11 protein-coding genes are annotated in these 14,117 nt (G+C 72.3%); 7 read left to right on the top strand and 4 right to left on the bottom strand.

All coding sequences use genetic code 11. The features are described from left to right. Positions 1-39: 39 nt before the first annotated feature. From ABZ449_RS15335 to ABZ449_RS15325, 3 genes are read right to left on the bottom strand one after another with little or no spacing between them, the layout of a single operon-like run. Positions 40-1,431, bottom strand: a complete 1,392-nt coding sequence (locus ABZ449_RS15335; RefSeq protein WP_360345645.1) for a dipeptidase — start codon at positions 1,429-1,431, stop codon at positions 40-42. Further along, a complete protein-coding gene (locus ABZ449_RS15330; protein WP_360345643.1) occupies positions 1,424-1,861 on the bottom strand; it encodes a hypothetical protein in 438 nt (145 codons plus the stop codon). The genes ABZ449_RS15335 and ABZ449_RS15330 overlap by 8 nt, the downstream gene beginning before the upstream one ends. Continuing rightward, entirely contained in the window at positions 1,858-3,348 is a 1,491-nt protein-coding gene (locus ABZ449_RS15325; RefSeq protein ID WP_360345641.1) for an APC family permease, read from the bottom strand. The genes ABZ449_RS15330 and ABZ449_RS15325 overlap by 4 nt, the downstream gene beginning before the upstream one ends. 296 nt (positions 3,349-3,644) lie before the next feature. Between ABZ449_RS15325 and ABZ449_RS15320 the strand changes: the two genes are divergently transcribed. Genes ABZ449_RS15320 through ABZ449_RS15290 form a run of 7 tightly spaced genes read left to right on the top strand, consistent with a single transcriptional unit; the run spans position 3,645 to position 10,628 of the window. Further along, complete coding sequence (locus ABZ449_RS15320; RefSeq protein ID WP_360345639.1) at positions 3,645-4,787, top strand: inositol-3-phosphate synthase; 1,143 nt, start codon at positions 3,645-3,647, stop codon at positions 4,785-4,787. Further along, positions 4,787-5,731, top strand: coding sequence for an SCO3242 family prenyltransferase (locus ABZ449_RS15315; RefSeq protein ID WP_360345637.1), 945 nt, complete (start codon positions 4,787-4,789; stop codon positions 5,729-5,731). Before ABZ449_RS15320 ends, ABZ449_RS15315 begins: the two co-directional genes overlap by 1 nt. Beyond that, on the top strand, positions 5,728-6,570 hold the full coding sequence (locus ABZ449_RS15310) for a sugar phosphate isomerase/epimerase family protein (RefSeq protein WP_360345635.1): 843 nt from the start codon (positions 5,728-5,730) through the stop codon (positions 6,568-6,570). Before ABZ449_RS15315 ends, ABZ449_RS15310 begins: the two co-directional genes overlap by 4 nt. Further along, positions 6,564-7,217 (top strand): EboA domain-containing protein, encoded by a 654-nt coding sequence (locus ABZ449_RS15305; RefSeq protein WP_360345633.1) that lies wholly within the window; start codon positions 6,564-6,566, stop codon positions 7,215-7,217. The genes ABZ449_RS15310 and ABZ449_RS15305 overlap by 7 nt, the downstream gene beginning before the upstream one ends. Beyond that, complete coding sequence (locus ABZ449_RS15300) at positions 7,217-8,065, top strand: TatD family hydrolase (protein WP_360345631.1); 849 nt, start codon at positions 7,217-7,219, stop codon at positions 8,063-8,065. The genes ABZ449_RS15305 and ABZ449_RS15300 overlap by 1 nt, the downstream gene beginning before the upstream one ends. 8 nt (positions 8,066-8,073) lie before the next feature. After that, the gene (eboE, locus tag ABZ449_RS15295) at positions 8,074-9,243 is read left to right on the top strand and encodes a metabolite traffic protein EboE (protein ID WP_360345629.1); all 1,170 of its coding nucleotides are present in this window, start codon (positions 8,074-8,076) and stop codon (positions 9,241-9,243) included. After that, entirely contained in the window at positions 9,240-10,628 is a 1,389-nt protein-coding gene (locus ABZ449_RS15290) for a nucleotide pyrophosphatase/phosphodiesterase family protein (RefSeq protein WP_360345627.1), read from the top strand. The genes eboE and ABZ449_RS15290 overlap by 4 nt, the downstream gene beginning before the upstream one ends. A gap of 167 nt (positions 10,629-10,795) precedes the next feature. Here the strand turns inward: ABZ449_RS15290 and ABZ449_RS15285 are convergent, their stop codons facing one another. Then, complete coding sequence (locus tag ABZ449_RS15285) at positions 10,796-13,444, bottom strand: ferritin-like protein (RefSeq protein ID WP_360345625.1); 2,649 nt, start codon at positions 13,442-13,444, stop codon at positions 10,796-10,798. Positions 13,445-14,117: the final 673 nt, after the last annotated feature.

The raw sequence follows: 14,117 nt of genomic DNA, 5'->3' as shown, positions 1-14,117 counted from the left end.
GGCCGGCCAGGGCTGCCCCTCCGCGGGCCCGACGGCTGCCTACGCGGTGTCACCACGCGCGATTGCGCGGCCGTAGTGGCGCAGGAAGAGCGCCTCGACGTGGGCCATCCGCTCGATCTCCGACGGTTCGACGCTCTCGTTCGGCGCGTGGATCAGGCAGCGGGGCTCCTCGACGCCCATGAGGATCAGCTCGGCGTCGGGGAAGGTGCCGGCGAGGACGTTGCACAGCGGGATCGAGCCGCCCTGGCCGAGGAAGGAGACCGGTTCGCCGTAGGCCTCCCGCATCGCCCGGTCGAGCGTGGCGTACGCGGGGCCGTCGGTGGCGGCGCGGAACGCCGAGCCGGTGCTCTCCCGTTCCACCTCGACCCTGGCGCCCCACGGCGCCGCGGCTCTGAGGTGGGCGGTCAGGGCGTCGGCCGCGGCGGCGGAGTCCGTGCCGGGCGGCACGCGCAGGCTGACCCGGGCCCGCGCCCGGGCGGGGACGGCGGCGGCGGAGCCCACCACCGGCGGGCAGTCGATGCCGAGGACGGTGACGGCCGGGCGTGCCCACAGCCGGTCCGCGACGCTGCCGGATCCGAGCAGTTCGACCCCGTCCAGCACTCCGGCGTCCGTTCGGAACCGCTGCTCGTCGTAGCCGATCCCCGGCCAGGTTCCGGCCCCGTCCAGGCCGTTGACGCGGGTGCTGCCGTCGGTGTCGCGCAGCGTGTCCAGCATCCGGATCAACGCGGCCAGGGCGTCGGGGGCGGGGCCGCCGAACATGCCCGAGTGCACGTCCCCGGTCAGCGTGGAGACGGTCACGACGACGTTGGCCAGGCCGCGCAGCGCGGTCGTCGCGGTGGGGACGCCCACCGCCGCGTTGCCGGTGTCGCAGATGAGCAGCGCGTCGGCCCGCAACTCGTCGGCGTGGTCGGGGACGTAGGCCTCCAGCCCGCCGGTGCCCTGTTCCTCGGAGCCCTCCACGACGAGCTTGAGGCCCACCGGGACGTCAGTGCCCAGTGCGCGCAGCGCGGTGAGGTGCATGACGATGTTGCCCTTGCAGTCGGCGGCGCCGCGCCCGTACCAGCGGCCGTCGCGCTCGGTGAGCTCGAAGGGTGGTGACTGCCAGGCGGCGTCGTCGAGGGGAGGCTGCACGTCGTAGTGACTGTAGAGCAGGACGGTGGGGGCGCCGGGCGGGGCCGGCCGGTGGCCGAGCACCGCGTGGCTGCCGTCCGGGGTCCGCGCGAGCCGGACGTCCCGCAGGCCCACCCCGGTGAAGGCGGCGGCGACCCACTCGGCGGCGCGCAGGCACTGCTCGGGCGGGAACTGGCGGGGGTCGGCGACCGAGGGGATGGAGACCAGCTCGGCGAGGTCGGCCTTCGCCCGGGGCATCAGGGCGGCCACCCGGGCGGCGAGGTCGTCGGTCGGGGCGCTCTCGGGCGAGGCCTCAGTCATTGATCACATCCGAGGTCTTGAGGTCGTTGATCTTGCGCTGGTACTCGTCCAGCTTCTCCGGGCAGTACACCTTGACCACCTCGGCGCCCGCCTCCAGGACCTTCTTGTCGACGATGACCGGGCGCATGCCCGGTCCGCCCGCACCGTTGGCCAGCTGGACGAGCCACAGGCCCTGCTTCAGCGCCGAGACGGGGTCCTTGCAGACCGCGCCGCCGTCGGTGCCGAGGGTGTCGGCGATGTTGCCGGCGTCGCGTGAGGCGAATCCCCGGGCGACGAGGGCCTCGTTCAGCTGGTTCGCCTTCCGGTGGGCCTCGTTGGTGGCCTTCTGCTGGGTGAAGGTGAGCAGCGCGGTGACCACCAGGCCGACCAGCACCACGATCGCACCGACGTAGATCCAGCGGTGCTGCGATCCCATCAGGGTGCGGCTCATGCGGCGCTCCCTTCCGCCTGGGCGTCGGCGGCGTCCGGCCGGCGCCACCCGGGTTTGCGGGCCTTGAGGAAGGCCAGCGGGATGACCAGGCCGAGCAGCAGCAGACCGCCGCCGACGATGGCGACGTAGGTCCAGGCGCTGCTCCCGCCGAACTGCGAGGAGGGCACGAAGCCGATCGCCATGGCCAGTGCCGAGGCGACGAGCCCGACGACGCAGAGCGTGGTCAGCGCCGGGGCGCGGTAGCCGCGGGGATGGTCGGGCTGTCTGCGGCGCAGCTGGATCGCGGCGACGAACATCAGCAGGTACACGATCAGGTAGACCTGGGTGGTGATCACCGAGAAGATCCAGTAGACGCTGGAGACGTCGGGGATCAGGGCGTACAGCAGGGCGATCAGGGTGGTGACGAGGCCCTGGGTGACGAGGATGTTCTGCTGGATGCCGTGGGCGTTCAGCTTCTGCAGGAAGGGCGGCAGGTAGCCCTCCTGGCGGGAGATCAGCAGCAGGCCCTTGGAGGGGCCGGCGAGCCAGGTGAGCATGCCGCCGACGGAGGCGGCGCACAGTCCGACCGCGATGATCGGCACCAGCCAGCCGATGTGGAAGTACTGGAAGAAGGCGTCGAAGGCCTGCATGACGCCGGCGGTGAGGCTGAGCTGGTCGGCGGGGATGACCCAGCTGATGGCGAGGGCGGGCAGGATGAAGATCAGCAGCACCATGCCCATGGCCAGGAACATCGACCTGGGGAACTCCCTGGCCGGGTCGCGCAGTTTGTTCACGTGGACGGCGTTCATCTCCATGCCGGAGTAGCTGAGGAAGTTGTTGACGATCAGCACCAGGCTGGCGATGCCGGTCCACTGGGGGAAGAAGTGCGAGGCGTCCATCGGCGCGGCGGACGGGTTGCCCTGTCCGAGGAAGACGAAGCCCAGGACGACCAGCAGCGCACCGGGGATCAGCGTGCCGATGATCAGCCCCCAGGAGGCGAGCCCCGCGACCGCGTTGGTGCCGCGGGAGGACACCCACACGCCGGTCCAGTAGACCACCACGATCACGATCGCCGTGTAGACGCCGTTGCTGGCCAGGCCGGGGTTGACGACGTAGGCGATCGTGCTGGCGACGTAGGCGAGCAGGCTCGGGTAGTAGAAGATCGTCATCGCGAACTGGCACCACACGGCCAGGAACCCCAGCGGTTTCGACAGCCCCTGCGCCACCCAGTTGTAGACCCCGCCGCTCCAACCGGACGCCAGCTCCGCCGACACCAGGGCCGTGGGGATGAGGAACACGACGGCCGGCAGCAGGTAGAGGAACACGCACGCGAGGCCGTAGACGGCCATGGTGGGCGAGGCCCGCAGGCTCGCGACGGAGCTGGTGGTCATCAGCGCCAGCGTGAGCCAGGTGATCTTCTGCGATCCGGTCGCCGCCCGCGCGGTGTCCGCCGCCCGGTCCGTGCTCGACCGCTCGGCATCCTCCGCCGGCACGTCCGCACTGCTCATCGGGATCCTCCTCTGCCGCGAGCGGCTGTGAGCTGGCACCTCACACAGCAGGATCGTCGGTACAGCCGCCGCCGCCCTGTCGGCTTGGGCCGTCCGGAGTGGTCCGGCACCCCGGACGAGGGGCGGAGCCCGAGCGGACGGCCGACCGTTTCCCTCCGCGGCGGCAGGGCGGAGAGGGGCGCGCGGCCACGGGGCACGGCACTGGCACAAGAGGGACATAAGACATGCGATGGGATCTTATTCCGTGATATCAGGATTACAGACCGTCGAGAGTCGGCGGCTTTGGGAGGCACCCTGTGTCCCTTCACGCCAACGGGTCCGGGCCCGAGGCCGGATCCCCGACCGGAGTGTGGTTCGTCGGGGCCCGGGGCTCCGTCGCCGTCACGGCAGTCGCGGGGTGCGCCGCCGTCACCGCCGGACTGCTGCCGCCGACCGGCATGGTGACCGAGACCCCGCCGTTCGAGGGGAGCGGGCTGCCCCCGCTGTCCTCGTTCGTCTTCGGAGGGCACGACACGGCGGGCTACCCGCTGTCCAAGAAGGCGGAGTCGCTGGCCGCTGCGGGAGTGCTGCCGCACGGGCTGCCGTCAGCGGTGTGCGCCGAACTCGACGCCGCTGACGCGGAGATACGGATCGGCGGACCGCTGCCCGCGGACCCCCGAGGCGACGAGGAGCTGATCGCGGGCTTCGCGGCCGACATCGCCGGCTTCGCGAGCCGCCGCGGTGCGGCGCGCACGGTCGTGGTCAACGTCGCCACCACGGAGCCAGCGCCCGCCGAGGGCGACGCCCGTCTGCCCCCCAGCTCGTTGTACGCGGCGGCCGCGCTGCGCGCCGGATGCCCCTATGTCAACTTCACGCCGTCCCCGGGCCTGCGTCACACGGCGCTGCGCGCGGCGGCCCGCGACGCGGCGGTGCCCCACGCGGGCCGGGACGGCAAGACCGGGCAGACCCTGCTGCGGGCCGTGCTCGGGCCCATGTTCCGGCAGCGTGCACTGGAGGTGCGCGCCTGGTCCGGAACGAACCTGCTCGGCGGAGGGGACGGCGCCGCGCTGGCGGACCCCGGGGCTGCCGCCGCCAAGAACGCCGGCAAGAACCGGACGCTGCACGACACCCTCGGTTCGCTGCCCGAAGGAAAGGTGCACATCGACGACGTGCCGGTGCTGGGGGACTGGAAGACCGCCTGGGACCACGTCGCCTTCGACGGTTTCCTCGGTGCGCGGATGTTCCTGCAGACGATCTGGCAGGGCTGCGACTCGGCGCTGGCCGCACCCCTGGTCCTCGACCTGGCGCGGCTGCTTGCCCGCGCCCACGAGGCGGGGATCACGGGCCCACGCCCGGAGCTGGGCTTCTACTTCAAGGACCCCGACGGCGGCTCCTCGGCGCTGGCCGACCAGTACACGGCCCTGCTGGGCTTCGCCGAGCGCCTGCGGAAGCCGCAGTGATGCCGGGCGACGGCCGGGGAACCGCCGCGCGGCCTGCGTCCCGGCTGCGTGCCTGGGCAGAACTCCTGAGAGTCTCCGCCCTGGTCACGGTTCCGGGTGATGCGCTCGCCGGGGCGGCGGCCACCGGGGAGCGGCCGACCCGCGGCACCGGGCTCGCGATGGGCGCCTCACTGTGCCTGTACGCGGCAGGGATGGCCCTCAACGACTGGGCGGACCAGAACGAGGACGCGACCTGCCGACCGCACCGCCCGATCCCCTCCGGTCGGATCAGGCCGGGCACCGCGCTCGCGGCCTCGGCCGGCCTGACAGCGGCCGGCCTGGCGCTGGCTCGCCGGGCGGGCCGCGAAGCCGCGCGGACCGCGGCGGTCCTCGCGGCCACGGCGTGGGCGTACGACCTGGGCCTGAAGCGGACCAAGGCCGGCCCGGCCGTCATGACGGCGGCCCGCTGCCTGGACCTGCTCCTGGGCGCCGCGGCCACGTCCCGCTCAGGAACGCGGGCGGCGCTTGGTCCGGCGGCCGCCCTGGGAGCGCACACCTTCGCCGTCACGATGGTCTCCCGCCACGAGGCGCTGGGAGGCTCGCGGACCGCCCCCCTCGCCGCGCTCGGCACGACGGCAGCGGTGGGGATCGTGACGAGCCGTCGGCGCGGGCTCGGGCGGAGCCGGAGCCGTGCCCCCGAGGGCCTCACCCGCGCCGGGTTCGCAGCCGGGTTCGCAGCCTGGTGCGCGGCCGGGTTCGCGGCCACGGTCGCGGGGCCGTTGATCCGTGCAGTGCTCGACCCCTCGCCCGCCCTCACCCGGCGGGCCGTCGGCGGCGGGATCCGGGCGATGGTTCCGCTGCAGGCCGCACTGGCGGCGCGGGACGGCTCGGTCGGTGCCGCGGCGGCCATCATCACCCTGGCGCCGGCCGCGCGCAGGCTCTCACGGAGGGTCAGTCCGACATGAGCCTGCGACTCGGCTACGGCACCAACGGCCTGACCGACCTCAGGCTCGACGACGCCCTCGCACTCCTCGCCGACCTGGGCTACGACGGGGTCGGGCTGACCCTCGACCACATGCACCTCGACCCGGCAGCTCCCGACGCGCTCGCCCGCGCCCGGCAGGTGGCGCGGCGCCTCGCGCGGCTCGGCCTGGGCGTGACCGTCGAGACCGGCGCACGCTACATCCTCGACCCCCGGCGCAAGCACGGACCCTCCCTGATCGACCCCGACCCCGAAGCACGCGCCACCAGGGCCCGGCTGCTGGTGACCGCCGTCCACATCGCCGCCGAACTCGGGGCGCACGCCGTGCACTGCTTCAGCGGCACCGTGCCGGACGGAGCGGATGACGGCACCTCGTGGAAGCGGCTCGGCCAAGCGCTCGAACCGGTGCTCGCCGCGGCGGAACGCGAAGGGCTGCCCCTCGCCGTCGAGCCCGAGCCCGGCCACCTCCTCGGCACCCTCGCCGACTTCGACCGCCTGCGCGCGGACCTCGGCGACCCGGATGTCCTCGGCCTCACCCTGGACATCGGGCACTGCCAGTGCCTCGAGCCCGAGCTGCCCGCCGACTGCGTGCGAGCCGCCGCGCCCTGGCTGCGGCACGTCCAGATCGAGGACATGCGCCGCGCGGTCCATGAGCACCTGCCCTTCGGCGAAGGCGAGATCGACTTCCCGCCCGTCCTCGACGCCCTGAGCACCGTGGGCTACCGGGGCCTGACCGTCGTCGAACTGCCCCGGCACTCGCACAGGGGCCCGGACCTTGCCGAGCGCTCCCTGCGCTTCCTGCGGAACGGAGGCACATGGTGACCACCCCGCCGGCCATCACGAGAGCGGCAGCGGACGAGCCGTTCACAGCCCTCGACGAGCGGCTGCCGCCCGCCGCCCGGGTCTGGCTCGGCGCGGCCCTTGCCGAGGCGGCCGCACCCGCGGCCCCGGCCGGAGAGCGGCGGGGCCCGCCGGCCTGGGAGTCGCGCTTCGCCGAGGCCGGCCGCCGCTGCGGTTCCGAGGCCGCAGCCGACACGGCGCGCGTCCTGCTGCTGCACACCGCGGGCGCCGGCGCCGTCACCGCGGCGCGGCTCTACCACCGGGGCACCGCCGACGAACGCCGCGCCGTGCTGCTCGCCCTGCCCGGCCTGGAGCTCGCCCCCGCGGAAGGGCTGCCGCTCGTCGAGGACGCGTTGCGAACGAGCGACACCCGCCTGATCGCCGCTGCGGTCGGCCCGTACGCCGCCGAACACCTCGCCCCGCACGCCTGGCGGCACGCGGTCCTCAAGTGCCTGTGCACCGGGGTCCCCGTGGCCGCGGTCGCCGGCCTGGCCGGGCGGGCCCGCGGCGACGCCGAACTCGCCCGCATGCTCGCCGACCACACCGGCGAAAGCACAGCCGCAGGCCGCCCCGTACCCGTCGACCTGTACCTCGTCCAAGCCCTGACCGCAGAGGCGGAGGAACCCTGATGCGCATCTTCGACCCGCATGTCCACATGACCTCCCGAACGACCGACGACTACGAGGCCATGCGCGCGGCGGGCGTGCGGGCCGTCGTCGAGCCCTCGTTCTGGCTGGGCCAGCCGCGGACCTCGCCCGCCAGCTTCCTCGACTACTTCGACGCGCTGCTCGGCTGGGAGCCCTACCGCGCCGCCCAGTACGGCATCACCCACCACTGCGCGATCGCCCTCAACCCCAAGGAGGCCAACGACCCGCGGTGCGTGCCCGTCATCGACGAACTGTCGCACTACCTCGTCAAGGACCACGTCGTCGCCGTCGGCGAGATCGGCTACGACTCCCAGACCCCCGCCGAGGACACCGCGTTCGCCGCCCAGCTCCAGCTCGCCCACGACCACGGGCTTCCCGCCCTCGTCCACACCCCGCACCGGGACAAGCTCAACGGCCTGCGCCGCACCATCGACGTCGTGCGCGAGTCGGCCCTCCCTCCGGAGCGGGTGCTGCTCGACCACCTCAACGAGACCACGGCCAAGGAGGCCAAGGACAGCGGTGCCTGGCTCGGCTTCTCCGTCTACCCGGACACCAAGATGGACGTGGACCGCATGGTCGCCGTCCTCAAGGACTTCGGGACCGAACGCGTCGTGGTCAACTCCGCCGCGGACTGGGGTAGAAGCGACCCCCTCACGACCCGCAAGGTCGGCGATGCCATGCTGAGGGCCGGGTTCGGCGAGGACGAGGCCGACCAGGTGCTGTGGCGCAACCCCGTGGCGTTCTACGGACTGAGCGGACGACTGAGCCTCGACCGCGGCAGACCGGACGCCCCCTACGAGGGCAACTCCGTCCTGCGCGGCGAGCAGTAGGCGCCCCCGTGCGCTTCCGCCACCCCAACGGCGACGTCGTCCACCTCGCTTACTGCACGAACGTCCACCCGGCCGAGACCCTCGACGGGGTGCTCGCCCAACTCCGCGACCACTGCGAGCCGGTGCGACGGCTGCTCGGGCGGGACCGGCTCGGCGTCGGCCTGTGGCTCTCCAGGGACGCGGTCCGCACCCTGACCGCGGACCCCGCCGCCCTGCGCCGACTGCGCTCCGAACTCGACCGGCGCGGCCTCGAGGTCGTCACCCTCAACGGCTTCCCCTATGAAGGATTCGGCGCCGCCGAGGTCAAGTACCGCGTCTACCGGCCCGACTGGACCGACCCCAGGCGTCTGGCCCACACCGCCGACCTGGCCAGGCTCCTCACCACACTGATGCCGGACGACGCCGCGGAGGGCACCGTCTCGACTCTCCCCGTCGCCTGGCGCACCCCCTTCGACGCAGCCCGGGCGCAGGCCGCCCGTGCCGCCTTGGCCGCGCTCGCGGAACGGCTCGCCATCCTCGAGGCGGAGACCGGCCGCCGCGTCCGCGTGGGCCTGGAGCCGGAGCCCGGCTGCGTGATCGAGACCACCGCCGAAGCCATCTCCCAGCTCACCACCGTCCCCGGCGACCGCATCGGCGTCTGCCTGGACACATGCCACCTCGCCACCTGCTTCGAGGACCCGCGCACCGCGCTCGACGCCCTCCAGGCCGCCCGGATCCCCGTGCCCAAGGTCCAGCTCTCCGCCGCGCTGCACGCCGAGCACCCCGGTCTGCCCGAAGTACGCGAGGCCCTCGCGGCATTCGCCGAGCCCCGCTTCCTGCACCAGACCCGCACCCGGACCGTCGCCGGCCTGCTCGGCACCGACGACCTCGCGCAGGCGCTGGCCGGCGGCGTCCTGCCGGACGAGTCGCCGTGGCGTGCGCACTTCCACGTTCCCCTGCACGCGCCGCCCTCCCCTCCGCTCACCTCCACCACCGACGTGCTCCGGGACACCCTGGAACACCTCGTCGGCGGCCCGGCGCCGCTGAGCCACCACCTCGAGGTCGAGACCTACACCTGGCAGGTCCTCCCCGCGGAGCTGCGCCCCGGCGGCCCCGGCCGGCTCGCCGACGGCATCGCCGCCGAACTGGCCCTCGCCCGCGACCTCCTCGTCGACCTGGGCCTCAAGGAGCTGCCGTGACGAGTCACCGCCCGCCACGGCCCCTCCTCGTCCTCGACGTCGCGGCCCTGACCCCGCGCCTGCTCGACCGCATGCCCCGCCTCGCGACGCTGGCCCGGTCCGGTTCATGGGCGCACCTGGGGACGGTGCTGCCCGCCGTGACCTGTGCGGCACAGTCCACGTTCCTCACCGGCGCGCTCCCGGCGGAACACGGCGCCGTGGGCAACGGCTGGTACTTCCGCGAACTCGGCGAGGTGCTCCTGTGGCGCCAGCACAACGGACTGGTCCGCGGCGACAAACTGTGGGACGCGGCCCGGCGCGCCCACCCCGGCTACACCGTCGCCAACGTCTGCTGGTGGTACGCGATGGGCGCGGAGACCGACATCACCGTCACCCCCCGCCCCGTCTACCGCGCCGACGGCCGCAAGGAGCCCGACTGCTACACCCGCCCGCCCCGGCTCCACGACGAGCTCACCCGGGCGCTCGGCACCTTCCCCTTGTTCCGCTTCTGGGGACCGGGCGCGGGCATCGACTCGAGTCGCTGGATCGCCGAGGCCACCCGCCACATCATGCGCTCCAGCGCTCCGGACCTCGTCCTGTCCTACCTGCCGCACCTCGACTACGACCTGCAACGGTACGGCCCCGACGACCCGCGCTCCCAGCGGGCCGCCGCCGAACTCGACTCCGTGATCACCCCGCTCGTCGACGACGCCGAGGCCGAGGGCCGCACCGTCGTCGTCCTGTCCGAGTACGGCATCACCCGTGTGAGCCGCCCGGTCGACATCAACCGGGCCCTGCGCCGCGCCGGACTGCTCGAGGTGCACACCCAGGAGGGCATGGAGTATCTCGACCCCGCGGCCTCACGCGCCTTCGCGGTGGCCGACCACCAGGTGGCGCACGTCTACGTGCGCTGTCCGGAGGACCTGGAGGCTGCCCGCGGGGCGCTCCTGGCCCTCGACGGCGTGGAACGAATCCTCGACGACCGGGGCAAGAAGGACCACGGCCTGGACCACCCGCGCTCGGGTGACCTGGTCGCCGTGGCCGAGCCCGGCGCCTGGTTCACGTACTACTACTGGCTGGACGACGCGGCCGCCCCGGACTTCGCCCGGACGGTGGAGATCCACCGCAAGCCCGGCTACGACCCCGCCGAGCTGTTCCTGGACCCCCTCGATCCCTGGGTGAGAGCCAGGGCGATGTGGGCGCTCGCCCGCAAGAAGCTCGGCATGCGCTACCGCATGGCGGTCGTGCCACTCGACCCGTCGCCCGTCCGCGGCAGCCACGGCCGCCTGCCCGAGGACCCCGACGACGGGCCGGTCATCGTGTGCTCGGCTTCCGGGGCCGTCTGCGGTCGGGTCGGGGCCACCGAAGTGAAGCCGCTGCTCCTGCGGCTGGCGGGCCTCGGGTAGCGCGTGCCCGCCCCGCCGGGAGCCCGTCGCCGGGACGGCGGGCCCACGGGTTCCCTCGCCCTGGGGCAACGACAGGAGTCAGGGCCCGGCCGGGCAGTGCTCCGGCCGGGCCCTGGACGCACCTGCGCGAGTGGCGGTCGTGGAGGTGGTGGTCGCCTGGCGTCGCGTCAGACCTGGAAGCTCGGTCCCAGGACGGTGTCGGCGCCGGGAGCGGACGGGTGGCGGAACAGCTCCTTGGCGCGGACCTCCACGGAGTACATCAGCGAGACCGCGTCCTGTAGGTGCTCGGGGTGCCCGTCGAAGACCCGCTCCAGGGCCCCGAGGAGATCGCCGTACGTCCGGTCGCACAGCTCGGACGCGAGCCGGCCGGGGGAGTCCTGCGGAATCGCGGACGTATCGGGGTCGTCCATCACCGGGTACACGCCGTCCGGGTCGAAGGGGATCTCCTCGCCCTCGAACACCCATGCGCCGTCCTTCTGGATCAGGCGTCTGCCTCTGACGATCTGCTGGAACCGGTAGTAGTGGGAGGGCCGCCCCTGGTACTCGGGGTTCCCGATGGTGCCTTCGCCCTGATAGATGATCTCGTAGATCGCGGCGTGGGCGGTGGCGACGTCGTACACCCTGTGGAGGTTCCCCGGCGCCTCGCCGGGCCAGTTCAGCACCTGGGGCCTTTCTCTTCCTGTGAAGACGCCGTCCCCCATCTCGCTGATCTTCCTGGCCATCTGCGTGTAGAGCCACCCGATGGTGAACTCCTCGAACTCCGCCTCCTCGAAGAAGGTCCTCAGCGGGGAGAACAGATGGGTGTCCAGATCCTGCGCCGAAATGGCCTGGGCCGTCTTGACCGTGTTGTTCTGGGGCAACTCGTAGTGGTAGGACGTGACCTCGCCCAGCTCGTTGAGTTCGATCCGCTCGGGGACGACCGGCTCCGGATAGGGCGTCCTCGCCTTGGTGAGAGGTCGCTCGGGCCTCTCGATCCCCATGAACACGTCGCGGATCTGCTGGATCGAACACCGGCGCAGCGAGACGACGAGGTCGGGCAGTACCCCGGCGGGCAAGTGGTTCGGGTACGTCGGCACGAATCCCGGCCGACCGATCCGGGGCTTCCCGCCCAACGCGGTCAGGATGTTGGCCACCAGGGTCATGTGCAGCATCTCCTGCACCACCACGCCCCGGATGATCTCGGCCACCTCGCGGTTGCTGCCGGGCTTGAGGGAGAACAGCGCGTACAGGTACGCCGGAACGGTGGAGTGCTCGAGCTCGAGGGCGAGCTGGAGTGCGTGGCGCAGGTCGTCGACGTTCCGGAGCGCCAGGAAGGGGGGCCGCTCCTGGCGCAGCCACCTCACGATGGCGTCCCGCTTTCCCGGCGACAGGTCGCGGGTGACCGGCATGTGGCTCGGTGAATCCATGGGCTCGGCGAGGACGTGCTCCAGGCGGTGCTTGTACTTGATGACGTCGTGGTAGTTCGCCAGGTCGAGTACGTCCCGCATCACCGGGTACAGGTTGGCGTACTGCTGGAGGATCGGTTTGACGTCGGGGATCCAGGCGATGTCGGCCGGCTCCTTGTACTCGTCCCAGACCAGCACGTTGAGCTGGTCCTCCTGGTACATCGCGGTCCCGCTGCCGCTGGAGTGCTCCGGGCCGTAATCGACGTTGTAGACCTGTCCGTCGATGTAACCGCGCGGGTTGCCCGGGTCGGTCGCCGCCAGTCGGACCGTGGCCTGCCCCCGCTGATCGGTGGTCACGGGCCGGATCGGCTGGAGCCCGCCTCGCTCGCCCATCGGGATCGGCGGTGCGACCAGCGACTCGTCGTCGGAATGCCGCTTGGCGTCTTCCATGGCGGCGTTGCCGAAAACGATCTTGACGTTGGCGGCCGGCTCGCCGAACCGGGTGGCGTGGACGGTGGTGGTCGGTCCCTCCCCCTCCTGCACCGGGGGGTAGACGTGGAAGACGACGTCGTCGGCGCGGGCGAAACTGGCGTCGCCGTTCTCCTCCAGCAGCACGGTGCCGTCGAGAGCCGTCAGGGCGAGCCGACGGTCCGAGAACACCGCCTTGTCCTGCCCGAGTTGGATGGTGGCGATGCCCGCGCGCTCGGTGAGGAACCCGTCGTCGAGGGGGCCGAGCTGAGCCAGCACATCCGGTTCACCGTCTCCCTTCGGCAGGGCCACCACCTGAAGGAGGCCGATGCTGTCGAGGGGAGGGCCGCCGGGGGTACCGGTGGGGACGCTGTTGCCCAGATCGATGTGCAGCCGGTCCTGCCCGTCGATGCGGCACGGCGCGTCCATGAAGGGTCCACCCCCGGCGGGGCTGCGCAGTCGGCGCGCCGCGGTGAAGTGCCGGGGCTCTCCGGACGCGGTCGGCCCGATGGAGCCCACGATGCGGCCCGTGGCGAACCGCGGCGAGCGCCAGTCGGCTTCGTAACCGTCGAGCATGAACCTGATGGACAACTCGTCATCGGCCGTGCTCTCCACCAGCTCCTTCAGGAACGGCGACGACCCCGTGTCCGTCTGGTCGGGGCTGAGCCTGATGACGGACTGGTAGGCGGCGGAGTACCGGTCCAGGCCTGCGGCCCGGGGGCAGCGCGCCCACAGGTCGACGAACGAGGCATGGCGGAAATCCCCGTACAGCAGCTGCCGCCGCCCGCTGTCGAACAACCGAAGCCGCAGACCCCAGATCTGGGAAACACCCTGCTGCACCGGGTCCAGGTCCTGGATCTTCGCGCTGACGCGATCGCCGTCGTCCACCAGGGAGCCGCCGACGACGGGCTCGATCGCACCGGACGTCACCAGGCGGCCATCCGCCCCCACGATGCTGGTCACCCTGCAGTCGCGCAGGCGGAACGAGGCGCTTCCCCGTGGATTCCACCAGCCGTCCTTCGTGGAACCACTGCGTCTGTGGAATCGAGGTTGGAACGTGTCGTTGTCGAAGTGCCGTGGATCGTTGTTGACGGTGGAAGGGTCGAAAACGAACCTTCCTGAGAAGTGGAGGCGCGGGAACTGAAGGTAACTCAACGGGAACTCCGTTCGGACGCGGGAGGCTTACCGGACGCGTATCCGGTAGCGGCCAGGATGGGCGGTGCCGAGACTCGGCGGTGGCAGGCGCCCCGGTCATGCCTCGCCCGGCAGTCAAGGAAGCAAGCCGAACGGGTGAGGCTTTCGTCGAATTCCCCGACATCCCGGGGGAACGGCTGACAAGGCGCCGGAAACGCTCGTGGAACCGCCTGGCCCGTTCGGACCGCGCGGCGGTCGCCGAGTCAAGGCCGGCGGTGGAGGCCCGCCTCCGTCGGCAATCCGCTTCCTGCGTGTGAGGGGGGCTCGGCGATCCTGGTGGACGGTCGACCGGACCCAGCGGTACTGCCGGCGGGCTGACACCGACCGCCGGAGCCTCCTCGATCATTGGCGTGGTTTCGCTGTGTGATCGGCGCATACTGTCCGTAAACAAGCGGAGGTGCTCATGCCCATGGTGGATGTCGCTGCGCTCGGCCGGCTGGTG

Source organism: Kitasatospora sp. NPDC005856, assembly GCF_040629945.1.
Lineage (GTDB): Bacteria > Actinomycetota > Actinomycetes > Streptomycetales > Streptomycetaceae > Kitasatospora.
This window is presented reverse-complemented; position numbering and strand designations above follow the sequence as displayed.